Source organism: Streptomyces aureus, from assembly GCF_000725495.1.
Lineage (GTDB): Bacteria > Actinomycetota > Actinomycetes > Streptomycetales > Streptomycetaceae > Streptomyces > Streptomyces aureus_B.
The window spans coordinates 294,697-318,564 of the sequence record NZ_JNZD01000001.1; the positions used below are offsets into that span (position 1 = coordinate 294,697).

Consider the following 23,868-nt stretch of genomic DNA (forward strand, 5'->3'; position numbering starts at 1 on the left):
CACATCTGTGGGCATATCCGCTCAGACGTATGCCCTGCCCAGGAGCGCCCGCCGGTCCGTGGGACCGGCGGGCTCCGGGATCAGCCGGACAGGCGCACCGGCATGATCAGGTACTTGTAGGCCTCGTCCGCCTCGGCGTCCACCGCGGGCTTGCCGCTGAGCAGCGCCGGCTTCGTGGACGTGGTGAAGGAGAGCTGGGCGACCGGCGAGTCGATGGCGCTCAGGCCGTCGAGCAGGAACGTCGGGTTGAAGGCGATCGAGACGTCGTCGCCCTCCAGCTGGGCGTCGACCCTTTCCACAGCCTGTGCGTCGTCGCTGGAGCCGGCCTCCAGGATCAGCACGCCCTGCTCGAAGCTGAGCCGCACGGGGGTGTTGCGCTCGGCGACCAGGGCCACACGCTTGACGGCCTCCACGAAGGGGGCGGTCTCGATCACGGCGACGGAGTTGAACTCCGTCGGGAACAGCGAGCGGTACTTCGGCAGGTCGCCTTCGAGCAGACGGGTGGTCGTGCGGCGCCCGGCGCCCTCGAAACCGATCAGGCCCTCGCCCGCGCCGGAGCCGGACAGCGCCAGGATCACGCTGTCGCCGCCCGTGAGGGCCTTGGCGGTGTCCAGGAGCGTCTTGGCGGGCACCAGGGCGACCGCGGACGCCTCGGGGTTCTCCGGCTTCCACAGGAACTCACGGACCGCGAAGCGGTACCGGTCGGTGGAGGCCAGGGTGACCTTGTCGCCCTCGATCTCGATGCGCACACCGGTGAGCACCGGGAGCGTGTCGTCACGGCCGGCCGCGATGGCGACCTGGGCGGCGGCGGAGGCGAAGACCTCACCGGGGACGGTGCCGGTCGCCGACGGCATCTGGGGCAGCGCCGGGTACTCCTCCACAGGCAGGGTGTGGAGTGTGAACCGCGAGGAGCCGCAGACCACGGTCGCCCGTACACCGTCTGTGGAAATCTCCACCGGCCGGTTGGGGAGGGCGCGGCAGATGTCGGCGAGGAGGCGGCCGGACACGAGGACCGTGCCCTCCTCGTCGATCTCAGCGTCCACGGAGACCCGCGCCGAGACCTCGTAGTCGAAGCTGGAGAGGCTCAGTGCGCCCTCCTCGGCCTTCAGGAGGAGGCCGGCGAGGACAGGAGCCGGCGGACGGGCCGGGAGGCTGCGTGCCGCCCAGGCCACTGCCTCCGCGAGTACGTCGCGTTCCACCCGGATCTTCACCGTTGCCGCCTCCGTCTGTTGCCGGCGCTCTCGCCCTGCTGGCTTTCGTCGTCCCGGTGTCGTTCCGACCGCTGAGGGGAAGGACACCGGGGACCAGTCTGACGCACCTCGCTGACAGTCGTTGCCTCTCGGGGTCAAGTCGTGCCGGGCGGCAGTCGGGCAGCTGAGAGCAAGTTGTGCACAGCCCCCTCTTCGAAACGATTCCCAGGCTCTCTCTAGTTGGTCTTAGTAGTAGGGCCTGTGGATACCGTGGATAACCCCGTTTTCGCAGCTCAGAGGCGATTTTTTGTCCACTGACCCTGTGGGCGGAGGCGGTGGACAACTCGGGGTTTCTGTGGACGGCGAAAAGTTCTGCACACCCGGTCCACAGCGAGGGGCGACTTCTCCCCAGCGTCGTCCCCAGCTTTACCCCCGTTCCCCACAGGCCAATCCGGCACCTCGGTGTGACGCCTTTCACTCGACGCGGTGAGACGGGTCGGCGCGTTGCCGAACAGTGGACAGAGGTGTGGAGAAGCTGGAGATCGCTGGGGACAACCGGCCCGGACCTGTGGGCCGACGGTGGACAACCTTGCGCACAGCCTGTGGATCTCTTCTTGGTCCACAGCCTGTGGAGAATCTTCGTCCACGAATCCACAGGGGGCTGACCTGGTCTGATGGTCTTTCAACAGTGCTGCCTGTGGACAGGATCTGGACAACTTCCCAGTCCCCAGGATGTGGAAGGAAAAAAGTCACCACATCTGTGGAGAGAGGCCGTAACCCGGCTCGGATTCGAACAGCAGATGTCGGACCGGTAGCGTCGCGAACGGCGTGGGAGCCGCCCGGAACGGGGTTCCGGAGCCCTCGGGAGGCGGTTGCGGAGCCGTCTCGGGGCGGTCCAGGACCTCTCAGGGCGCGGTGGCGGCCGTCGAAGAACACCCCGATGAGCGCGCTGAAGAATCGGCGGGGAAGCCCGCCAGCGGTGACGGGCGCGCCGTAGAGCGCTCCGTAGAGCGCGTCGAAGGGCTGGCGGAGACGCCCGAAAACGGCGAAGGGCGCCCCGGGACGGTGTCCCCGGGCGCCCTCGGGCGGGTACGGCCTGCGGCGGTCAGCCGTTCTTGATGCGGTTCGTGAGCTCGGTGACCTGGTTGTAGATCGAGCGGCGCTCCGCCATCAGAGCGCGGATCTTGCGGTCGGCGTGCATCACGGTCGTGTGGTCACGGCCGCCGAACTGCGCGCCGATCTTCGGCAGCGACAGATCGGTGAGCTCACGGCACAGGTACATGGCGATCTGCCGTGCCGTCACCAGGACGCGGCTGCGCGAGGACCCGCACAGATCGTCCACCGTCAGTCCGAAGTAGTCGGCGGTGGCGGCCATGATCGCGGTCGCGGTGATCTCGGGCGCCGAGTCCTCGCCGCCCGGGATCAGGTCCTTGAGCACGATCTCCGTCAGACCGAGGTCCACCGGCTGCCGGTTGAGCGACGCGAACGCCGTCACCCGGATGAGCGCGCCCTCCAGCTCGCGGATGTTGCGCGAGATCCGGGACGCGATGAACTCCAGCACCTCCGGCGGGGCGTTGAGCTGCTCCTGGACCGCCTTCTTGCGCAGGATCGCGATACGGGTCTCCAGCTCGGGCGGCTGGACGTCGGTGATCAGACCCCACTCGAAGCGGTTGCGCAGCCGGTCCTCCAGGGTGACCAGCTGCTTGGGCGGCCGGTCGCTGGAGAGCACGATCTGCTTGTTCGCGTTGTGCAGCGTGTTGAAGGTGTGGAAGAACTCCTCCTGCGTCGACTCCTTGTCCGCGAGGAACTGGATGTCGTCGACGAGCAGGATGTCCATCTCCCGGTAGCGCTTGCGGAAGCTGTCGCCCTTGCCGTCGCGGATGGAGTTGATGAACTCGTTCGTGAACTCCTCCGAGCTCACGTACCGCACCCTGGTACCGGGGTAGAGGCTGCGGGCGTAGTGCCCGATCGCGTGCAGCAGGTGCGTCTTGCCGAGCCCCGACTCCCCGTAGATGAACAGGGGGTTGTACGCCTTCGCCGGAGCCTCGGCGACGGCCACGGCGGCGGCGTGCGCGAAGCGGTTCGAGGCGCCGATCACGAACGTGTCGAAGAGGTACTTCGGGTTCAGCCGAGCGGTGGGTTCACCCGGACCGGGCGCCGGCGCGGACTGCGCGGACTTCGCTCCGGGGGCACCGCCCACGGACGGCGGCACGGGACCGCCCCTGCGGCCCTGAGGGCTCTCCGAGGGGTCCTGCAGTTCGCGGCGGTCGGGGCGCTGGTCGTAGTCCTGGCGCTGCTGCTCGTAGGGCGGGCGTTCCACCGACTGGGGCCGGTAGTCCTGCGGCGGGGAGGCGTAGGGGTCGCGCTCGGGGAAGCCGAGGCGCTGCTGCTGCCAGCCGTAGTCGTCCTGGGAGTGGCGCGGCCAGGCGCCCGGCTCGGGGCGCTGGTAGTCCGGGTACGCCGGACGGGCGGTCGGGAGCTGGTCGCCGGGGGCGCCGGGCAGCGGCTCGGCGCGGCCGCCGCGGTGGTCGTCGGCGCGGTGGCGGCCGTAGCCCTCGTACGCGTCGCGGCGGGAGTCGTACGGAGCGCGGTCGTCGCGGTTCTGCGGCTCGTAGCCCCCCCGGTCCTCGCGGGACTGGGCACCGTCGTAGGAACCGCCGTCGTAGCCGCCCCGGTCGTCCCGGCCCTTGTTCTCGTAGGCCCCGCGGTCGTCCCGGCCCCCTGACCCGTCGTACGGGCCGCCGTCGTAGCCGCCGCGGTCGTCACGGCCCTGGTTCTCGTACGGGTCGCGGCCCTGGCCGGCCGAGGCGGGGAGCTCGGGCTCCTCGTAGCGCGGCGGGGCGGGCACCGCGGGCTCGCCGGCGGAGTCGTCGACGGTGATGGCGATGCGGATGGGGCGGCCGCACTCGCGGCTCAGGGTCTCGCTGACGATGGGGGCGAGACGGCCTTCGAGTACGTTCTTGGCGAACTCGTTGGGGACGGCGAGCAGAGCGGTGTCCGCGACCAGCGCCAGCGGCTGGCAGCGCTTGATCCAGTGCTCGTCCTTGACCTCGACACCCTGCCCGCGGCCCTCGCCCAGCAGTTGTTCCAGTACGCGTGGCCACACTGCGGCAAGATCGGCAGGTACGTCAGCCACGGGGCACGCTCTCTCACGGGTCCCACGAACGTGTGGTTCTGGGAACGGGTTGGGAAGTCAGTCGCTTGGGGCGGGGGGAACAAAGCCGCTGGGGCGGCGGGATGGGAACGAATCGGAGTTCAGCCACGGTAGTCAGGGCGACGGGTGCGGTTCAAGTTGTTGTCCCCAGCCTGTGGATAGTGTCCCTCGTCGGCGGTTGGTTTGACCGGATGGCGTAGCCGCGCGTACCGTAACCAGGTCGAGTTGTCGATGGCTGCTGCCGCCTGCCTCCGATGGGCACAGATCGCGAAGAGTGATCGGGAAGCGGTGCACTCGGGCGTAATGCGAGTTTCCTCGTGGGCGCACGGTGACAGCCAGGACGGCACCCCGCCACCACCGATTCTTTCTGGAGCCCCCGAGTGAGCAAGCGCACCTTCCAGCCGAACAACCGTCGTCGCGCCAAGACCCACGGCTTCCGCCTGCGGATGCGCACCCGTGCCGGCCGCGCGATTCTCGCGAACCGCCGTGGCAAGGGTCGCGCCAGCCTGTCCGCCTGATTACTCACAGGTCATGATGTCGTGCTGCCTACCGAGCATCGGCTGAGGCGGCGCGAGGACTTCGCGACCGCGGTACGCCGAGGACGCCGGGCCGGACGCCCGCTTCTCGTCGTCCATCTACGTAGCGGTGCACCGGACCCGCACGCGCCTGGGGAGAGCGCTCCCTCGACGCGTGCGGGTTTCGTCGTGAGCAAAGCCGTGGGCGGAGCCGTCGTCCGCAACAAGGTGAAGCGCAGGCTTCGCCATCTGATGCGGGACCGGGTCGCCCTGTTGCCCCCCGGTAGCCTGGTAGTCGTACGAGCGCTGCCCGGTGCGGGTGACGCCGACCATGAACAGCTGGCCCGAGACCTGGATGCCGCCCTGCAGCGGCTGCTGGGAGGGGGCGCGCGATGAAGTACCCACTGCTTGCACTGATCAAGCTGTACCAGTGGACGATCAGCCCGTTGCTCGGGCCGGTCTGCAAGTACTACCCGTCGTGCTCCCGATACGGCTACACAGCCATCGACCGGCACGGTGCGATCAAGGGAACGGCACTCACCGCCTGGCGCATCCTCCGGTGCAATCCGTGGTCGCTGGGCGGCGTGGACCATGTTCCGGAGCGCAAGCGTCCGCGGTGGCACGAGCTGCTGCGCAACGCCTGGCGTGCACGCAAGGGCGGGACCTCCGCCGAACCGGCCACCGGGGACACCACTGCCCCGGTCCCGGCCGCAGAGACCCCGTCCCATGCTCAAGGAGCTTGATTAGTGGACACGATTGCCAATCTTTTCAGCTTCATCACGACACCCGTTTCCTGGGTCATCGTCCAGTTCCACACGGTGTACGGCGCCATCTTCGGCCCCGACACCGGGTGGGCCTGGGGCTTGTCCATCGTGTCCCTGGTGATTCTGATCCGGATCTGCCTGATCCCGCTCTTCGTGAAGCAGATCAAGGCCACCCGGGCGATGCAGACGCTGCAGCCCGAGATGAAGAAGATCCAGGAGCGCTACAAGAACGACAAGCAGCGCCAGTCCGAAGAGATGATGAAGCTGTACAAGGACGCGGGCACCAACCCGCTCTCCTCGTGCCTTCCCATCCTGGCGCAGTCCCCGTTCTTCTTCGCCCTGTACCACGTGCTCAACGGCATCGCGTCCGGTGAGACCGTAGGTGTGATCAACCAGAGCCTCCTGGAGAGCGCGCAGAAGGCGCACATCTTCGGCGCCCCGCTGGCCGCGAAGTTCCTGGACAGCGCCGCGGACGTCGAGAAGCTCGGCGCCTCGCTGATGGACGTCCGCGTCGTCACCGCGATCATGATCGTGCTGATGTCGGGCTCGCAGTTCTACACGCAGCGCCAGCTGATGACCAAGAACGTCGACACGACGGTGAAGACGCCGTTCATGCAGCAGCAGAAGATGCTGATGTACGTCTTCCCGATCATGTTCGCCTTCTTCGGTATCCGCTTCCCCGTCGGTGTCCTCATCTACTGGCTGACCACCAACGTGTGGACCATGGGCCAGCAGATGTACGTCATCCGCAACAACCCGACCCCGGGTTCGAAGGCTCAGGCCGCCTACCTGGAGCGCCTGCAGAAGCACGTCACGCAGCACGGCAAGACCCGTGGCCGCGGCCAGAAGGCCATCGTCAAGGCCATCGTCGCCAAGGGCCGCGACCGCAACGAGTTCGAGCGCAAGTTCATCAACGGGCTGACCAAGGCGGGCCTCGTGGCCCAGCCCGACGGCCTCGTGGTGGCCGGCGAGAACGTGACGGTCGTCGAGTCCGAGGACGGCACCACCGCGACCACCGCGGCTGCCGCTCCCAAGCGACAGCAGCCGAAGCGCCAGACCAAGGCGCAGCGCCAGTCGGGTGGGACCTCCGGCAGCACGCCGGCGGACGAGCCGGAGCCGAAGACGTCGCTGACCAAGTCCGACGAGCCGCAGGACACCAAGCCCTCCGCCGCGAAGCCGGCCCCGGGAAGCGGCAACAAGCCCGGCACCGGTAGCCGCAGCAAGGCCCAGTCCGGACAGCGCAAGGGCCCGCAGCGGCCCAAGTCCCCGTCCAAGAAGTAAGAAGGAGTCCATCCCGTGACGGAAGGCACCACCTCCGCCGCCGCTGAGGGCGACACCCTGACCCGCCTGGAGCAGGAGGGCGAGATCGCGGCGGACTACCTCGAGGGTCTGCTCGACATCGCCGATCTCGACGGCGACATCGACATGGACGTCGAGGCCGACCGCGCCGCTGTCTCGATCATCAGCGACTCGGGCGGTCGAGACCTGCAGAAGCTGGTCGGCCGCGACGGCGAGGTGCTGGAGGCGCTCCAGGAGCTCACGCGTCTGGCCGTGCACCGGGAGACCGGTGACCGCAGCCGGCTGATGCTGGACATCGCCGGTTTCCGGGCCAAGAAGCGCGAGGAGCTCACCGAGCTGGGTGCCAAGGCCGCCGCCGAGGTCAAGAGTTCCGGTGAGCCGGTCAAGATGGACCCGATGACGCCCTTCGAGCGCAAGGTCGTGCACGACGCGGTCAAGGCCGCGGGCCTGCGCAGCGAGTCTGAGGGCGAGGAGCCGCAGCGCTTCGTCGTCGTGCTCCCCGCCTGATCGGTACGTACGTTCCTTCGGCCCCGTCTGTTGCGCAGACGGGGCCGAATTTTGTCAGCCTGATAGTCCTGGTGATCAGCGCTCAGTGCGCTCAAGCGGTACGGAAGGACGGTCCCCCGTGACGGAGGCAGCGGAGCTTCCCCCCGCGCCCGAGCAGGCGCGTGAGGTATTCGGTGATCGCTTCGCGGACGCGGTCCGGTACGCGGAGCTGCTGGCCGAGGCGGGAGTCCAGCGTGGGCTGATCGGCCCCCGTGAAGTCCCCCGGCTCTGGGAGCGGCACCTGCTGAACTGCGCGGTGCTCTCCGAGGTCGTGCCGGAGGGCGTGACCGTGTGCGACGTCGGCTCCGGGGCGGGGCTGCCTGGCATCCCGCTGGCGCTCGTCCGCGAGGACCTCAAGATCACCCTGCTGGAGCCGCTGCTGCGCCGGACCAACTTCCTGACCGAGGTCGTGGAACTGCTCGGCCTCGACCATGTGACCGTCGTGCGCGGCCGCGCCGAGGAGGTCATGGGGAAGGTGCAGCCGGTCCACGTGGTGACGGCCCGGGCGGTCGCGCCGCTCGACCGGCTGGCTACGTGGGGCATCCCGCTGCTGCGCCCGTACGGGGAGATGCTGGCGCTCAAGGGCGACACCGCCGAGGAGGAGCTGAAGGCCTCTGCGACCGCGCTCAGCAAGCTCGGCGCCGTGGAGACCTCCATCCTCCAGGTCGGTGAGGGCATCGTGGACCCGATGTCCACCGTGGTTCGGGTCGAGGTGGGCGAGAGCCCGGGCGGCGTGCGGTTCGCGGCCAAGCGGGCCAAGGCTGCCAGGACGGGCCGGACGCGTCGCCGGCGCTGATCCATGGCGCGGTGAGGATCGCTGCTCCCGGTTCCCGCACGGCGGGGCCGGGAGTTTTCCGTCCGGTGCCAGGAGTTGTTTCTCACTCCCTCGCGATCGACCCCACCAAGGGGAGTGATTGTGCAAAAGCTGACAAACCTGTGCATATCGGAGTGTCGCGCCGTGATGGCCTGAGCGGCTCGGCATCGTTGTTTCACGTGAAACGTCGCTCACTGTTGCACGGCATCATCAGTCGCGGCCGAGCTGCGGCCGAACCCCGCGAGCGGAGGCCCCTCGGGTCACTCGGAGGGGCCCCGGAGTTGTCCACAGAGGTGGATTTCTCCACAGAACAACGGGCCTCGCTGGTTCACGACCCCAATGGCATGGGAGGCTCTGTTCATTGCGAGCCTGAAGTCGAGGAGAGTGAATCCTTGCGGTCCGACGCCAACATCGCGGGACCGATGACCGATCCGGTCCCCGGTCCCCGTACCGAGTCGATGGGGGAGGATGTTTCACGTGAAACACCGCCTCCGATGGACGACACTCCCATCGGTCGTGCTGCCCAACTGGCTGTGGAGGCGCTAGGTCGCGCCGGCGAGGGTCTGCCACGACCCGAGCAGACCCGAGTCATCGTGGTCGCCAACCAGAAGGGTGGGGTGGGTAAGACCACGACCACGGTCAACCTTGCGGCCTCCCTGGCCCTGCACGGTGGCCGGGTTCTGGTGATCGACCTCGACCCTCAGGGCAATGCCTCCACGGCGCTGGGGATCGATCACCATGCCGAGGTTCCGTCGATCTATGACGTGCTGATCGACAGCAAGCCGCTCTCCGAGGTCGTCCAGCCGGTCCCTGATGTCGAGGGTCTCTTCTGCGCCCCTGCCACCATCGACCTCGCCGGTGCGGAGATCGAGCTGGTGTCGCTGGTGGCGCGTGAGAGCCGGCTCGACCGGGCGATCCTGGCCTACGAGCAGCCGCTGGACTACGTCCTCATCGACTGCCCGCCGTCGCTCGGTCTGCTGACCGTCAACGCGCTGGTCGCCGGAGCAGAGGTCCTCATCCCGATCCAGTGCGAGTACTACGCCCTCGAGGGCCTGGGTCAGCTTCTGCGCAACGTCGACCTGGTCCGCGGGCACCTCAACCCGGAGCTCCACGTCTCGACGATTCTGCTCACCATGTACGACGGACGGACCCGCCTCGCGTCGCAGGTCGCGGAGGAGGTGCGCAGCCACTTCGGTAAGGAGGTGCTGCGGACGAGCATCCCTCGCTCGGTACGTATCTCGGAGGCCCCGAGTTATGGCCAGACAGTTCTGACCTACGATCCGGGTTCAAGCGGTGCTCTCTCGTATCTTGAGGCAGCACGCGAAATCGCCCTGCGAGGGGTCGGTGTGGCGTACGACGCGCACCATGCCCATGTGGGCGGACAGAACGATCAGAACATGGTGGAGGGGATCCAGTGAGCGACCGACGAAGGGGTCTGGGGCGGGGCCTTGGCGCGCTGATCCCAGCGGCTCCGACAGGTGACCGGCCGGGCGTCTCGGCGAGTGGGGCACCCTCCTCGCCGGCCGCCGGTCCCGTGATCACCGCGGAGCGCGGTGTGGCGGCGGCGAAGGTGACAACGCTGCCGTCTGTTTCACATGAAACGGAGGAGGCGTCGGTTGTCGGATCGCTGGAGTCGCTTCAGGCTCCGGTCGGCGCCCATTTCGCCGAGCTGCCTCTCGACGCCATCACGCCCAACCCGCGTCAGCCGCGTGAGATCTTCGACGAGGACGCTCTCGCCGAGCTGGTCACCTCCATCAAGGAGGTCGGTCTCCTCCAGCCCGTCGTCGTGCGCCAGGTGGCCTCCGGGCGCTACGAGCTCATCATGGGCGAGCGCCGCTTCCGCGCCTGCCGTGAGGCCGGGCTCGAAGCCATTCCGGCGATCGTGCGTGCCACGGAGGACGAGAAGCTTCTCCTGGACGCTCTCCTGGAGAACCTCCACCGGGCTCAGCTGAACCCGCTGGAAGAGGCGGCGGCCTACGACCAGCTGCTCAAGGACTTCAACTGCACGCACGACCAGCTGGCCGACCGGATCGGCCGGTCGCGGCCGCAGGTCTCCAACACCCTGCGTCTGCTGAAGCTGTCCCCTGCGGTCCAGCGTCGTGTGGCGGCCGGAGTCCTCTCCGCAGGACATGCTCGCGCACTGCTCGCGGTCGACGACTCGGAGGAGCAGGACCGCCTGGCTCACCGCATCGTGGCCGAGGGGCTCTCGGTGCGGGCCGTGGAAGAGATCGTGACGCTGATGGGGTCGCGTCCGCAGACGGCTCAGCGTGCCAAGGGGCCGAGGGCCGGCAGCAGGGTCTCTCCCGCGCTGAGCGATCTGGCGACGCGTCTCTCGGACCGCTTCGAGACCCGGGTGAAGGTCGACCTGGGGCAGAAGAAGGGCAAGATCACTGTCGAGTTCGCTTCGATGGAAGACCTCGAGCGCATCCTCGGCTCCCTCGCTCCCGGTGAGGGCCCCGTCCTTCAGAAGAGCCTTCTGGACGACGATTCGGACGACGCGGAAGGCTGAGCCGGCCTTCCGGTGGATCGACGACCGATCGGTCCTCTCAGAAGCGGGCCGTGTCCGGCGAGAGCCGGAACACGGCCCGCTCTTTGCTTTCTGCCGGTATCGAGGGAATCGCATCGTGGATACGATGCGATGGGGTATGGCGCATTTACCTGGCAGCACCTTCATCGGGGAGGCGGGGGTCATGCAGACCGTGAGCCGTACCGGACTGGTGACCGCGGGTCTGGGCCTGGGAGCGGTCGGCGGGTTCGTCGGCAGCCTGCTCAGAGAGCGGAGCCATCTCACAGCCGCCCGTGACGCCGCGGGCGAGGGAAGCGAGGAACAGCCTTCATGGGGCGCCGGTTCGTACCGCTCACGCTGGACAACCTTCCGGACCTTCCCCAACGCTGTCGTGCGTGCGTCTTCTGGGAACTGGATCCTGTCAGCGGGGAAGCCGCGGTAAAGGCGGGCACGAGCACCCTGGAGAAGGAAGGGTGGATCTCCTCGGTCCTGCTGGACTGGGGATCCTGCGGCCGGGTCGCCTACGTGGACGACGTGCCGGTGGGCTATGTGCTCTACGCGCCGCCGGCGTATGTCCCCCGCTCCACGGCGTTCCCCACGAGCCCGGTGGCACCGGATGCGGTCCAGCTCATGACGTCGTTCATCATGCCGGGCTATCAGGGTCAGGGACTGGGCCGGGTGATGGTCCAGACGGTGGCCAAGGATCTCCTCCGTCGTGGCTTCAAGGCGATCGAGGCGTTCGGAGACGCCCGGTGGAAAGAGCCCGCCTGCGTGCTCCCCGCCGACCATCTCGTCGCGGTGGGATTCAAGACCGTGCGCTCACATGCCCGGTACCCCCGCCTGCGCCTGGAACTGCGGACGACGCTCTCCTGGAAGGAAGACGTGGAACTGGCACTGGACCGGCTCCTCGGAGCGGTTCAGAAGGAGCCGGCGCTGCGTCCACTGTGACGGTGCTCGACGACACGGCGAAGGGGCCGACCCGAGTGGGTCGGCCCCTTCGTGTTTCACGTGAAACAGCTGCCGCGTCCGCGGCCGTCGACGACTAGTCGGCGATGAAGTCCTCGAGGTCGCGCACGATCGCGGCCTTCGGCTTGGCGCCGACGATGGTCTTGGCGACCTCGCCACCCTGGTAGACGTTCAGGGTCGGGATCGACATGACGCCGTACTTGGCGGCCGTCGCCGGGTTCTCGTCGATGTTGAGCTTGACGATCTCGATCTTGTCGCCGTGCTCCGCGGCGATGGCCTCGAGCGACGGGGCGATCTGGCGGCACGGACCGCACCAGGCGGCCCAGAAGTCCACCAGGACGGGCTTGTCGTTCTTGAGGACGTCCTGCTCGAAGGAGTCGTCGGTCACGTTCTTGAGGGTGCCGGCCACGGCGGGCTCCTTAACTTGTTTCTGCGGTGGGGAGGGAGGAGGGAGGGAATCAGACGGTGGCGGCCGCGGTCTCGCTGTCCGCAAGGGCGGCGAGGTAGCGCTCGGCGTCGAGGGCGGCGGAGCAGCCGGTGCCGGCCGCGGTGATCGCCTGGCGGTACGTGTGGTCGACGACGTCACCGGCGCCGAAGACACCCGTGACGTTGGTGCGGGTCGAAGGCGCGGAGACCTTCAGGTAACCCTCGCCGTCCAGGTCGAGCTGGCCCTTGAAGAGTTCGGTGCGCGGGTCGTGGCCGATCGCGATGAACAGACCCGTCACCGGCAGCTCCGAGGTCTCGCCGGTCTTCAGGTTGCGGAGCGTCAGACCCTCCAGCTTCGGGTTGCCCTTGATCTCGGCGACCTCGCTGTCCCAGATGAACTTGATCTTCGGGTCGGCGAAGGCACGCTCCTGCATCGCCTTGGAGGCACGGAGGCTGTCCCGGCGGTGAACGATGGTGACGGACTTCGCGAAGCGGGAGAGGAAGGTGGCCTCCTCCATCGCGGTGTCGCCACCGCCGATCACGGCGATGTCGTGGTCCTTGAAGAAGAAGCCGTCACAGGTCGCGCACCAGGAGACGCCACGCCCGGAGAGGGTGTCCTCGTTGGGCAGACCGAGCTTGCGGTGCTGCGAGCCCGTCGTGACGATCACGGCCTTGGCGCGGTGCACCGTGCCCGCGGTGTCCGTGACGGTCTTGATCTCACCCGTCAGGTCGACGGCGACGACGTCGTCCGGGACCAGCTCGGCACCGAAGCGCTCGGCCTGGGCGCGCATGTTGTCCATGAGCTCGGGGCCCATGATGCCGTCCTGGAAGCCGGGGAAGTTCTCGACCTCGGTGGTGTTCATCAGCGCACCGCCTGCGGTGACGGCGCCTTCGAAGACCAGCGGCTTCAGCGACGCGCGCGCGGTGTAGAGCGCCGCCGTGTAGCCGGCGGGCCCAGACCCGATGATGATCACGTTACGGACGTCGCTCACGGCTTGATTCCTCGTCTCTGGAGACTGCTGCGTACCGGTGGGAGCATCTCTCAGTACTCTCACCCCACCCAACGGATCCTAAGGGGCTTCAATTCCCGCTGTGGCAGGGCACACGGAGATGCCTTGGCAGGGCCAACGCGGACCGGGTGCCGGACGGACGGGGACGCCCTCAGGAACGTGCGTACGACCGCGTCAGGAGCAGCTTGCCGGGTGACGGAGAGGACTGCTTCTGACAGGACGCGTCCACGATGTACGCCGTGACCTTGGTCGTGTCGGAGCTGTCGGAGACGACCAGGAGATAGACGCCCTTCCCCTGGAACGATCCTTCCTTGGCGGCGAGGAGTGCTCCGGGGTCTCCGGTTCCCTGCTGGACGCACTGGGGAACGGCGGGGGTGGGAGTGATCAACGTCTTCACGCCGCCCGACTCCGTTCCGGCGTCCTGAGACTGGATGCCCCAGGGCTTGGCGCTGGCCGAGCCGTCACCCGACTTCTTGGTCTTCGCGAGAAGGGCCGAGACATCACCCTGAAGCGACTTCTCGGAGAAGGTCTTCAGTGCCCCCGACTCGTGCCCCGAGGCGGTCTGTGTCGTCTTGCCGGCCCCGTCGTCGCCCAGGGACTGGACCAGGATCGCTCCCAGTCCCAGAGCCACCGCTGCGAGGGCCCCGGTGAGGACGACCGTCCTGCGACGGGCACGACGTGCTCGATGGGGGCGGCCGGGTCCGGTGGCCCCGCGGGGATGCCCCGACGGGCTGCCGACGGTCGACGTTTCACGTGAAACATGGGCTCGGTCGGCGTCCGCGTCGGCCGCCTCGTCGGGGGCCGTTGCGCCCAGCAGAGCTTCGGCGGCCAGAGCCGCGTTGATGCGTTCGGCCACATCGTCGGGCATCCGTGAGGGGCCCGGCAGGGTGCCGAGGAGATCGCGGATCTCCTCCAGGGAGTCGTACACGTCCGAGCAGAGCACACATGTGCCGAGGTGGTGCCGAACCTCCTCGGCGCGGGAGAGCGAGAGCAGACCTTCGGTGAGGTCGGAGATTTCCGCGACGTCCGGGTGTCCGGCCTTGTCCGTCGTGGATGTCACGCCCGCCCACCTCCGCCCTTCACAGCAGCTGAATCGCTTGGCCCCGTGTCGCGGGGTCCCGGCTCGTGAGCTCCCGCTGCGGGTGGGACGGATGTCCCCTGCGTCCGGTTCCGTCCGCCGCCCGACTTCTTCTTCTCCTCGTCCGGGCTCTTCGCGCGGAGATGGGTGAGGAGGGGAAGGAGTCTGGCTCTGCCCCGGGCGCAGCGGCTCTTCACCGTGCCGGTCGGGACGTCGAGGATGCGGGCCGCCTCCGCGACGGGGTAGCCCTGCATGTCGACGAGGACGAGCGCGGCCCGCTGGTCGGGGGGAAGCGTGCCCAGAGCGCCGATGAGTTCGCGGTGGAGGTCATTGCGTTCGGCCGGGGCCGCGGCGGACTCGTGCGGCTCCAGGAGCTGCTCCAGCCGCTGGGTGTCGTCGACGGGGGAGGTCTTCCTGGAGGCGGCCTTGCGGGCCCGGTCCAGGCAGGCGTTCACCGTGATGCGGTGCAGCCAGGTCGTGACGGCCGACTGGCCCCGGAAGGTGTGGGCGGCCCGGTAGGCCGAGACGAGCGCGTCCTGGACGGCGTCAGCGGCCTCCTCGCGGTCTCCCAGCGTTCGCAGGGCCACGGCCCACAGCCGGTCGCGATGGCGCCGTACAAGCTCACCGAAGGCGTCCGGATCGCCTTCGACGTGGCGGGCCAGGAGGTCCTGATCGCTCGTACCGCCCTGTGCGGCTTCATCGGCCATCGGACCCCCCTCCCCTCCGTCGACGAGCGTCAGCCGCTGAACTTCACGTCCGTGATCGCCTGCTTGTAGCCGGCGCCGCTGTACTCGTCCTTGCCCGAGTAGGGGGCTGCGGTGATCCACACCAGCACATAACGCGTCTTCACCGGCTTGGCCGCGGAGAGCTTCAGCAGGTTTCCTGAGGTGCTGGTGGGGCCCGTGATCTTCGTCATGGAGCCGATGGGCGCCGACGACGACATCGAGTCGGCGGCGTACAGCGACATCGTCGTGCGGTTGCCGCCGTAGTTCAGCCCTATCGAGGCCGCGGACAGGCTCTGCGTGGACCCGAGGTCGTAGACGATGCCCACGCCCTCCTTGTACGGCGCCAGGACGGGACCGCCGCTGTACGAGTAGGTCCGCCAGTACGTCGTGCTGTCACCGTCGTAGGTGAGCTTCACGTCGGACGGGTGCTGGGGCTTGCCGTCCGGGTAGTACTCCTGGGCGTCCTTGATCGTGATCGGCCTGACCGGCGTGGTCTTGTTGCCGCTCTTCTCGTTGCCGTCGGTCGTCTGGGTCTTCTTGGTGTCGTCGGGCTTGTCCTGGTGCATGAGCGCGTCCGCGAGCTGCCAGCTGCCCAGACCCAGGGCGGCGATGAGGAGGGCCGAGACGGCCCACTTCAGGGCCGTGCCGGTACGGCTCTGCAGCGGGGGCGGCGGAGACGGCAGGGGCTGGGTGACGCCGGGACGCGGCGCCTGACGGCCGTAGGTGCCCTGCTGGTACGTCGTGCGCTGGTACTCGGGCGGCGCGGTGAACGCGGGCTCCGGCGGGCGGATGCGGGGCATCTCGCCGATCGCCTTCACCAGCTCCTCCGGCGTGGTGCACGGGGACTCGTGGCGGGAGGCGGTCGCGCCGTCGTTGGCGAGCGCGCGCATGGCGAGCTCGGACAGGCCGCGGTGGACGCCTGCGCGCACCTGGTCGGGCGCGATGAGACCGACGCCCTTGGGCAGGCCGGACAGGCCGTAGGCGTCGTTCTCGTAGGGCCAGCGCTGGGTGAGTGCGGCGTACAGGAGTGCGCCGATCGCTTCCGTGTCGGTGCGCTGCGGGGTGTCGGAACTGATGCCGCGCAGCGCGGCGTTCACGGCGAGCCCGCGGATGCGCCACTGGCCCGTCGACGTGCGCAGCACGGCGCCCGGGGTCAGCTTGAGGTGTGCGAGGCCTTCGCGGTGCGCGGCGGCCATGGCCCCCGCGACCTGACTGACCATCTGGTACGCCTCGTGCACCTCGAGGGGTCCTGAGGCGAGGAGGGCGGTGAGCTCCGTGGCGTCCGGCAGCCACTCGTGCACCACGTACACGAGGTCGTTCTCCTCGACCGCGTCCAGGACCTGGACGAACCGGGGATCGCCCAGCAGGGCGGAGGAACGGGCCGCCGCCAGCACCGAGCGTGCGCGCGGATGATCGGCGGGAAGCAGATGGACTCCGACGGCGCGGCGGAGCTTCTCGTCCATCGCGCGCCAACTGCTGAAACCGTCCAGTCGGGTGACGCACTCTTCGAGGCGGTAGCGCCTGGCGAGTTTGTAACCGCTGTGCAGTTCGGGCGGTGAGGCCTTTCCGGGACCCTCGGTCCCGCCGCTCCCCTGTGCCTCTTCGCTGTCCGTGTCCCGCTCCTGGTCGAGGGCCACCCCGTCGGACGTGGTTTGGTCCGCCTTGGCGGTCAGCGGCTCGTCACCGCTGTTGTCTGCCACGTCGACGGCAGCCGTGCTCCGTTCCGCCACCGTCGTCCCTGCCTCCCCATCCATTGCGCGCTGTCCGACGCAGAAACCAATTGTGCCCACAGTCCGGCGCTATGCACGACACACGGCGACGGACGATGGTTGTGCGCGTACCCCCGCCTCAGCGCCCCAGGCGCCCGCGGACCATTCCGACCATTGAGTTGAGTTCTTCGATGCGCATCTTGCGCGCCGCGACGTAGAAGACCCCGAGCAGGGCGGCCGATCCGAGGACGAGCGCCGCGATCGAACCGATCGCGCCGTGTCCGAGGACCTGGGTGATCGCGAAGCCTACGGCGCCGCCCACCACGGCGCCAGGGACGGAGGCCAGGCACAGACGGGCGTACGTGCGCAGCACGCGGGCGCCGTCCAGGTCGCCGCCCAGGCGCCTGCGCAGCCGCTGCCAGGCGACCCCGACGCCCACGGCGTACGCGAGCCCGTACGCGCCGGCCATGCCGACGACCGCCCACTGCGCGGGCAGCACCAGGTAACAGACGGCCGAGGCGGCCGCGTTGACGGCGGCCACGATGACCGTGTTGTAGAAGGGGGTGCGGGTGTCCTCGTAGGCGTAGAAGCCGCGCAGGACCACGTACTGCACGGAGAACGGGATCAGACCGAGCGCGAAGGCCATGAGGACGTAGCCCTGGGACTCGGCGGACTCGATGCCGCTGGAGCCGAAGAGCAGGGTGCACATGGGGATGCCCAGGGCGAGGAACATGAAGGCCACCGGGACGATCGCGACCGCCGAGGTCCGCAGACCCTGTGAGATGTCGTCCCGGACGGCGCCCGGGTCTCCGTCGTGGGCCGCTCGCGAGATCCGCGGGAGCATGGCCGCCATGACGGAGACGGTGATGATCGCCTGCGGCATGCCCCAGATCAGCTGGGCGTTGGCGTAGGCCATGATGCCCGCACCGCTCTTGCCGGAGGCCTTGCCCGCCGCGGTGGCCAGCTGCGTGACGACGAGGACGCCGGCCTGGTTGGCGAGCACGAAGAGCACGGTCCACTTGGCGAGCTTGATGGCCTTGCCGAGACCGTGGCCACGCCAGTCGAAGCGGGGACGGAACCGGAAGCCGGCCTCGCGCAGATAGGGGACCATCGCCGTGGCCTGGACGACCAGGCCGAGCAGGGTGCCGACGCCCAGCAGGCGCACGCCGTCCGGCGGGATGTTGGTCACCGTCATGCCGGAGTGGCGGGCGGTGCCGTAGACCCATAGGAACATGCCGAAGGTGAAGATCATGACGATGTTGTTCAGGACCGGGGTCCACATCATCGCGCCGAACTTCCCGCGGGCGTTGAGGATCTGGCCCATGACCACGTGCACGCCCATGAAGAAGATCGTGGGCAGGCAGTAGCGGGCGAAGGTGACCGCCACGTTGTTGGCCGCGGGGTCGCTCGCGATGGGCGACGACATCAGCTGGATCAGCAGCGGCGCGATGAAGACGGCGGCCGTGACGATCACACCGAGGGCGACCATGACGAGGGTCAGCAGGCGGTTGGCGTAGGCCTCGCCCCCGTCGTCGTCCTCCTTCATGGAGCGCACGAGCTGGGGCACGAAGACCGAGTTGAGGCCGCCGCCGACGGTCAGGATGTAGATCATCGTCGGCAGGGTGTAGGCGACGGTCCAGGCGTCACCGAGGGTCGCCGCGCCCAGGGCGGCGGTGATGATCATGGTCCGGACGAAGCCGGTGAGACGGGACACCAGGGTGCCCGCCGCCATGACGGCGCTCGACTTCAGCAAGCCGGAGGCGCGGCCGCCGGACTTCGCCGGAGCGGCCGCGGGCGGCTGAGGGGCCGGAGCCGGCTCGGGGGCCGGTGCCGGGACCGCGGCGGAGGCGGCATAGCCCTGGCGGACGCCGCCCTGCTGCTGGTCACGGAAGAGATGAGCGAAGGCGTCGGGCTCATGCTGTTCCTCGCCGGCCTGGGTGACCAGATCGTCCACGCCCACGTACTGGGTGGTCCGGGCGTCGTCGCCGTAAGGGAGGTGGCGCGTCGGGCCGGACGGCTCCGGAGCGGGCGTCTGGGCCCACAGCCGGGGGTCGGGTGCGTACTGCGCGGCGGGCGGCTGCGAGTACAGGGGCTGCTGGGGCGCGTACGAGCCCGGCGCCGGCGGGGGGTGGGCGGCACGGTCGTACAGCGCCTCGGCCACCGGGTCCTGGGCCGAGAGGTCCTGGGCCCGGTAGGGGTCCTGGTCGTAGGCGTCCTGGAGGTACATGTCCGCGGGCGAGCCCGGCGGCATCTGAGCGGTCTCCGGCGTGCCCTCGGGGTGGCCGGGGCGGCCCGCGTCCCGGTCCGGGTAGTCCTCGGGGTAGCCCGAGGATCCCGCGCCCTGGCCGCGGTCACCGTCGTACGGCGCGTTCATGGTTACCCCACCTCATCGTCCCCGGGCCAACCGGCCACGACATCGCTCAACGGTCCACTCTCTCACCCGTGCCGGACGGGTCGGCGCTTTCCGGTGCGGTGTCCGGTGATGGGTCACTCGGCTGCTCCGGGTCGTCTGCCCCGGACTCCGGGCCGGAAGCCTGTTCGGAACCGGCCTCGGAGTCTTCGGTGGAGTCAGTGTCCACGGTGCCTTCCGCGGCCTTGCTCTCGCCCCCTGCCTCGGGACCGTCCTCGGGGCTCCCGGCGTCCTCCTCGGCCTGCCGGGCCCCCGCGCGCTTACGCTGCGTGTACATCCGGAAACCGGCGAGCACGAGAAGCAGGACGCCGCCACCGATGACGAGCATCACGGTGGAGGTGATCTCGGTGACCTTCACCTCGAAGGGAATCGGGTCCCCGTACGGCTGGCCGTCCTCGGTGTAGAGCTGGGCGACGACCTGCACCGGGCCGTTGGCCTTGGTGGACGTCGTGAACTTGACCGACTGGCTGTGCTCGCCCGCGACCTGGATCCGCTGCTCGTCGTACGGGCCGTCGCCGATCTTGAGGCGGGTGGGCTGCTGCGAGGTGAGGCGCAGCACCAGATGGCCGACGCCCTGCACGAGGTTGTTCTGGACCGTCACGGGGATCGTGGCGCTGCGCCCGGACAGCTTCGCGTCCGACTTCTGGATGAGGTGCACCAGGCCCATGAGGCCGTCGAGGTACGTCTCCACACCCTGCCGGAAGTCCGCCGCCTCGGGGGCCCGGCCGCGCCAGGAGGCGGACATGCCCCGGTCTATGGCCCGTCCGAACGGTGTGACCACGCGGGACTCGTCGGTCAGGATCATGCGGAACGTGTCCAGCTTGGCCTGGGTGGCCTGGATCCTCTCGAACGCCGAGCGCGGCAGTTCACGGTGGCGCAGCGACGACGGGTACGAGGACGCCGAGGGGACCTTCGTGGTGGCACCGGGGTCCGGCTTGGCCTTGGCTGCCTCCGTGAGGCTCTGCGGCTGCGACCAGTTCCCCTGCTGGAGCGCGGTCAGCGCCTGGGCCATGGACTGGGCCTGGCTCGTCGTGGGCATGCGCTGCGGAGCGACGACGATGCTGCGCTCGTTCTTCGACTCCTGCAGGTTGATCATGAGGCTCTGCGCGAGGAACTTCTGGACGGCGAGCGTCGAGTCGTCCGCCTTCATCATGTCGCCCTGGAACGCGGTCGACATGCGCTCGTCCGCGACGACCGCCGTGGTTCCGCCGCCGATGGGACGGGCGGCGGAGGGCGTGTAGGACAGGCCGCCGGTCTCGCGCAGGCTGTCGCTGCGGGCGATGACCTTGTCCGCGCCGGCCGACGTGGCCACCTTGATGATCGACGGGTCCACCGCGCCGTCGGCGGGCCAGGCGAACTCCGTGCTCGGCTTCACATGGACGATCGTCTCGACCGTGTCGGCCGCCACGTCGGTGGCGTCCTTGAGGTGGCTCAGCGAACCGGTCACGTCCTTGCCGTGGTGGGCCAGCGAGGCGAGGTCGGGGTCGGCGAAGGGCAGGGCGACGATGCTCTGGCCCTGGACCGTCTTCTCCAGCTTGTCGAGCCAGGCGTTGGCGACCGCCTGGTTCTTCCCGGCGACGGTCGTGCCGTCCGCCTGCTGGATGCGGTAGCCGCCCCTCATCGCGTCGACGGAGGCCAGCAGGTCGGGGTCCAGGACCCAGGTGACGTCGAGCTGGCTGCCCAGCGACAGGAGCTGCTCCAGCCGGCCTCCCGCGGAGATCTCCTTGGCCAGGTCGTCGTTCTTGAAGACGGGCGTCTGCTGGGCGTCCGAGCCGGTCTCCGCCGTGAGGTGCACGGTGGAGATCAGCGGCCACAGATACGTCGTCTTGGTCTTGGTGTCCGACCCCTCGGGCTGCCACGGCAGGAAGGTCCGCTCGATCCCGAGCACCTGGTCCCACGGCTGCGCGGTGGTCCGGCCCGTGAGCGACACACCGAGCTGGTAGACGCCGTCGGTGCCGAGGTCGAGGTCCTTGACCGGTACCGAGATGCTGAAGTGCTGCGAGCCGCCCGCGGGGAGCTTGGTGACCTTCGCGACGTACTTGCCCCCGACCTCCAGCGGGTCGACGCCGGGCTGGAAGCTCGTGCGCCGGGCGACGGTGTCGATGGCGGTGCGGGTGTTCAGGGTCGGGCCCACGCGGATGCCCACGTGCGCGTCCGTGACGGCCTGCTTGCCCGTGTTGGTGACCGAGCCCGAGACCGTGACCGTGTCGCCGTCGGCGGGGGCGCTGGGGCTCAGCGAGTCGAGGCTGATGTCCACGGGCCCGGAGGACCCCGCGGCGGCCGCGGAAGCGGTCTCCGCGGCCTGGGAGGGCGTGCTCAGGGGCAGCTGGAGCAGCCCGGCCAGCAGCGGGGCCCCGGCCAGCAGTGCACCGCTGCGCCGGAGCCACCGGCGGGCAGGTGAGGGACTGGTCCCTTGGAAGTCTGCCGCCTCGGCCACGCGCTCGCCCGTCCCTCGTCGTCGTCAGTGGTCGTCGGAATGTGCGTCCACGCATGGTAACGAGGTGCGCTGAGAGTAAGTGCCGCGGAGTGGTCCGCAAGATCGGGTATGGGGGCCCACGGTCCTGTATGTGCGCGTATTCTGCCCGCGAAAAAATATGGGGCGCGGGTGCGGGGCACCGGTGGGCAATTTATCCGGGCGCTCCCCGGGGCTCCGGCCACGTACCCTTTTCTGTTGTGCCGAACGCCAACGAAGACAATTCCAGTGCCCTGAGCCAGGTGCAGCGCCGCGCGGTGAGCGAACTGCTGCGGGTGTCCCCTGTCGCCGACGAGCTCGCCCGCCGTTTCCAGGAGGCCGGGTTCTCGCTCGCCCTGGTCGGCGGCTCGGTCCGGGACGCGCTCCTCGGTCGGCTCGGCAACGACCTGGACTTCACGACGGACGCCCGGCCCGAGGACGTACTGAAGATCGTCCGGCCCTGGGCGGACGCTCTGTGGGAGGTCGGCATCGCCTTCGGCACGGTCGGGGCGCAGAAGAACGCCCGCGTGGACGACGCGGAGCAGTCCTTCCAGATCGAGATCACGACATACCGCTCCGAGGCGTACGACCGGACCTCGCGCAAGCCGGAGGTCTCCTACGGCGACTCGATCGAGGAAGACCTCGTGCGCCGCGACTTCACGGTGAACGCGATGGCCGTGGCGCTGCCGGAGAAGGAGTTCATCGACCCGTACGGCGGTCTCGACGACCTGGCCGCCCGTGTTCTGCGGACCCCGGGCACCCCCGAGGCGTCGTTCTCCGACGATCCGCTGCGGATGATGCGTGCCGCACGGTTCTCCGCGCAGCTCGACTTCGAGGTGGCCCCCGAGGTCGTCGCGGCCATGAAGGACATGGCCGGCCGGATCGAGATCGTCTCCGCGGAGCGGGTGCGGGACGAACTGAACAAGCTGATCCTGTCCGCCCACCCCCGCAAGGGTCTGACGCTGCTCGTGGACACGGGACTCGGGGAGCATGTACTCCCCGAGCTTCCCGCACTGCGGCTGGAGCGTGACGAACACCACCGGCACAAGGACGTCTACGAGCACACGTTGATCGTCCTGGAGCAGGCGATGGCGCTGGAGGAGAACGGGCCCGACCTGACCCTCAGGCTCGCCGCGCTGCTGCACGACATCGGTAAGCCGCGCACGCGCCGCTTCGAGCAGGACGGGCGGGTGTCCTTCCATCACCACGAGATGGTGGGCGCCAAGATGACCAAGAAGCGGATGACGGCGCTCAAATACTCGAACGACCTCGTCAAGGACGTCTCACGTCTGGTCGAACTGCATCTGCGGTTCCACGGGTACGGCACCGGCGAGTGGACGGACTCCGCCGTGCGTCGCTATGTACGGGACGCGGGCCCGCTCCTCGACCGCCTCCACAAGCTGACCCGCTCGGACTGCACCACGCGCAACAAGCGCAAGGCGACCGCTCTCTCCCGCGCCTATGACGGGTTGGAGGAGCGCATCGCCCAGCTCAAGGAGCAGGAAGAGCTCGACGCGATCCGCCCCGACCTCGACGGCAACGAGATCATGGAGATCCTGGGCATCGGCCCCGGCCCCGCGATCGGCCAGGCCTACAAGTTCCTGCTGGAGCTGCGCCTGGAGAACGGGCCGATGGAGCACGACGCCGCGGTGACGGCCCTCAAGGAGTGGTGGGCCGAGCAAGGCTGAGCAGAGCCGGCGTCGATGTTTCACGTGAAACATCGACGCCGGGCAACGCGAAGGGGCGGTGTTTCACGTGAAACACCGCCCCTTCGCGTTGATGCAGGTGCTACTTGGAGGACAGCTCCTCCAGGCAGAGGGTGAAGTCGTTCTTACCCGTCTCGGTGTACTCGGCGTACTTGGTGCGGTCGCAGCCCGAGTTGTCGCTCTTCTTCTGGGCGACCTTGAACTTCGCCTTCGAGTCACCGCAGTCCACGACCTTCAGGCCCGGGTCCGTGGAGCTGTCCGGGTTGCTGATGCTCATGCAGTCGCCGACCTTGGCGGTGTCCGGGTCGTGCCGGCTCGCGAACCAGCCCACGGCGGCGGCTATGACGACAACCACGGCGACGCCGCCCCGCAGGTACTGCTTGATGGGGCGCTTCGGGCGCTCCGGCGGAACCGGGGCGTAGCCGGCCTGCTGCGGGAACCCGGGCTGGCCCGGCTGCTGCGGGTATCCCTGCGGCGGCTGCTGGCCGTACGGCGCCTGGCCCTGGGGCGGCTGCCCCTGCGCGAACGGGTTCTGGCCCTGAGGCGGCGGAGTTGTCACGGGGGTCCCCCTGGAACCTAGATGCGTGAAGCGAACGTA

20 protein-coding genes are annotated in these 23,868 nt (G+C 68.9%); 10 read left to right on the forward strand and 10 right to left on the reverse strand.

The genetic code is table 11. From position 1 onward, the window contains the following. Positions 1–80: 80 nt before the first annotated feature. Both dnaN and dnaA read right to left on the reverse strand, forming a co-directional pair. Entirely contained in the window at positions 81–1,211 is a 1,131-nt protein-coding gene (gene dnaN / locus IO36_RS01335) for a DNA polymerase III subunit beta (RefSeq protein WP_037614956.1), read from the reverse strand. Positions 1,212–2,295: 1,084 nt separating this feature from the next. Further along, on the reverse strand, positions 2,296–4,326 hold the full coding sequence (dnaA, locus tag IO36_RS01340) for a chromosomal replication initiator protein DnaA (RefSeq protein WP_037614958.1): 2,031 nt from the start codon (positions 4,324–4,326) through the stop codon (positions 2,296–2,298). A 398-nt stretch (positions 4,327–4,724) separates the two neighbouring features. On the opposite strand from dnaA, the gene rpmH reads away from it, so the two are divergent. The 9 genes from rpmH (at position 4,725) to IO36_RS01385 (ending at position 11,736) form a co-directional block, all read left to right on the forward strand. Beyond that, complete coding sequence (rpmH, locus tag IO36_RS01345; RefSeq protein ID WP_006381191.1) at positions 4,725–4,862, forward strand: 50S ribosomal protein L34; 138 nt, start codon at positions 4,725–4,727, stop codon at positions 4,860–4,862. A 21-nt stretch (positions 4,863–4,883) separates the two neighbouring features. Further along, positions 4,884–5,255 carry a ribonuclease P protein component gene (gene rnpA, locus IO36_RS44045; RefSeq protein ID WP_078942937.1) on the forward strand — a complete coding sequence of 124 codons (372 nt, stop codon included), beginning with the start codon at positions 4,884–4,886 and terminating at the stop codon, positions 5,253–5,255. Continuing rightward, positions 5,252–5,602, forward strand: coding sequence for a membrane protein insertion efficiency factor YidD (gene yidD / locus IO36_RS01355; protein ID WP_037614961.1), 351 nt, complete (start codon positions 5,252–5,254; stop codon positions 5,600–5,602). The genes rnpA and yidD overlap by 4 nt, the downstream gene beginning before the upstream one ends. A gap of 3 nt (positions 5,603–5,605) precedes the next feature. Further along, positions 5,606–6,904 carry a membrane protein insertase YidC gene (gene yidC / locus IO36_RS01360; protein WP_037614963.1) on the forward strand — a complete coding sequence of 433 codons (1,299 nt, stop codon included), beginning with the start codon at positions 5,606–5,608 and terminating at the stop codon, positions 6,902–6,904. A gap of 15 nt (positions 6,905–6,919) precedes the next feature. After that, on the forward strand, positions 6,920–7,429 hold the full coding sequence (locus IO36_RS01365) for a Jag family protein (RefSeq protein WP_037614965.1): 510 nt from the start codon (positions 6,920–6,922) through the stop codon (positions 7,427–7,429). 118 nt (positions 7,430–7,547) lie between these two features. Further along, a complete protein-coding gene (gene rsmG, locus IO36_RS01370) occupies positions 7,548–8,264 on the forward strand; it encodes a 16S rRNA (guanine(527)-N(7))-methyltransferase RsmG (RefSeq protein ID WP_037614966.1) in 717 nt (238 codons plus the stop codon). A gap of 362 nt (positions 8,265–8,626) precedes the next feature. Next, positions 8,627–9,700 (forward strand): ParA family protein, encoded by a 1,074-nt coding sequence (locus IO36_RS01375; RefSeq protein WP_078942938.1) that lies wholly within the window; start codon positions 8,627–8,629, stop codon positions 9,698–9,700. Then, the gene (locus tag IO36_RS01380) at positions 9,697–10,791 is read left to right on the forward strand and encodes a ParB/RepB/Spo0J family partition protein (protein ID WP_037614968.1); all 1,095 of its coding nucleotides are present in this window, start codon (positions 9,697–9,699) and stop codon (positions 10,789–10,791) included. The genes IO36_RS01375 and IO36_RS01380 overlap by 4 nt, the downstream gene beginning before the upstream one ends. Positions 10,792–11,118: 327 nt before the next feature. After that, positions 11,119–11,736, forward strand: coding sequence for a GNAT family N-acetyltransferase (locus IO36_RS01385; protein WP_037614969.1), 618 nt, complete (start codon positions 11,119–11,121; stop codon positions 11,734–11,736). A gap of 94 nt (positions 11,737–11,830) precedes the next feature. Here IO36_RS01385 and trxA read toward each other — a convergent pair whose 3' ends face one another. The 7 genes from trxA to IO36_RS01420 all read right to left on the reverse strand — a co-directional run bounded on the left by trxA (position 11,831) and on the right by IO36_RS01420 (position 21,549). After that, entirely contained in the window at positions 11,831–12,163 is a 333-nt protein-coding gene (gene trxA / locus IO36_RS01390; RefSeq protein ID WP_037614971.1) for a thioredoxin, read from the reverse strand. 49 nt (positions 12,164–12,212) lie between these two features. After that, positions 12,213–13,172, reverse strand: a complete 960-nt coding sequence (gene trxB / locus IO36_RS01395; RefSeq protein ID WP_037614973.1) for a thioredoxin-disulfide reductase — start codon at positions 13,170–13,172, stop codon at positions 12,213–12,215. A gap of 169 nt (positions 13,173–13,341) precedes the next feature. Beyond that, positions 13,342–14,250 carry a hypothetical protein gene (locus IO36_RS01400; protein ID WP_037614975.1) on the reverse strand — a complete coding sequence of 303 codons (909 nt, stop codon included), beginning with the start codon at positions 14,248–14,250 and terminating at the stop codon, positions 13,342–13,344. Then, positions 14,247–14,975 carry an RNA polymerase sigma factor SigM gene (sigM, locus tag IO36_RS01405; protein ID WP_037614978.1) on the reverse strand — a complete coding sequence of 243 codons (729 nt, stop codon included), beginning with the start codon at positions 14,973–14,975 and terminating at the stop codon, positions 14,247–14,249. The genes IO36_RS01400 and sigM overlap by 4 nt, the downstream gene beginning before the upstream one ends. Positions 14,976–15,004: 29 nt before the next feature. Next, the gene (locus tag IO36_RS01410; RefSeq protein ID WP_037614979.1) at positions 15,005–16,723 is read right to left on the reverse strand and encodes a protein kinase family protein; all 1,719 of its coding nucleotides are present in this window, start codon (positions 16,721–16,723) and stop codon (positions 15,005–15,007) included. Between the two features lie 118 nt (positions 16,724–16,841). Next, entirely contained in the window at positions 16,842–19,076 is a 2,235-nt protein-coding gene (murJ, locus tag IO36_RS01415) for a murein biosynthesis integral membrane protein MurJ (RefSeq protein ID WP_037614980.1), read from the reverse strand. A 46-nt stretch (positions 19,077–19,122) separates the two neighbouring features. Continuing rightward, complete coding sequence (locus IO36_RS01420; RefSeq protein ID WP_037614983.1) at positions 19,123–21,549, reverse strand: DUF6049 family protein; 2,427 nt, start codon at positions 21,547–21,549, stop codon at positions 19,123–19,125. Between the two features lie 236 nt (positions 21,550–21,785). Here IO36_RS01420 and IO36_RS01425 point away from each other — a divergent pair, with 236 nt between their 5' ends. Next, on the forward strand, positions 21,786–23,252 hold the full coding sequence (locus IO36_RS01425) for a CCA tRNA nucleotidyltransferase (RefSeq protein WP_078942939.1): 1,467 nt from the start codon (positions 21,786–21,788) through the stop codon (positions 23,250–23,252). Positions 23,253–23,352: 100 nt separating this feature from the next. Here IO36_RS01425 and IO36_RS01430 read toward each other — a convergent pair whose 3' ends face one another. Next, positions 23,353–23,829 carry an LppU/SCO3897 family protein gene (locus IO36_RS01430; protein WP_037614987.1) on the reverse strand — a complete coding sequence of 159 codons (477 nt, stop codon included), beginning with the start codon at positions 23,827–23,829 and terminating at the stop codon, positions 23,353–23,355. Between the last annotated feature and the right edge of the window lie 39 nt (positions 23,830–23,868).

Excerpts from the sequence above, each read along its gene's own strand:
- yidD (WP_037614961.1), top strand. The coding sequence starts at position 5,252 with ATGAAGTACCCACTGCTTGCACTGATCAAGCTGTACCAGTGGACGATC.
- murJ (WP_037614980.1), bottom strand. The coding sequence starts at position 19,076 with ATGAACGCGCCGTACGACGGTGACCGCGGCCAGGGCGCGGGATCCTCG.
- IO36_RS01375 (WP_078942938.1), top strand. The coding sequence starts at position 8,627 with ATGGGAGGCTCTGTTCATTGCGAGCCTGAAGTCGAGGAGAGTGAATCC.
- sigM (WP_037614978.1), bottom strand. The coding sequence starts at position 14,975 with ATGGCCGATGAAGCCGCACAGGGCGGTACGAGCGATCAGGACCTCCTG.
- IO36_RS01385 (WP_037614969.1), top strand. The coding sequence starts at position 11,119 with ATGGGGCGCCGGTTCGTACCGCTCACGCTGGACAACCTTCCGGACCTT.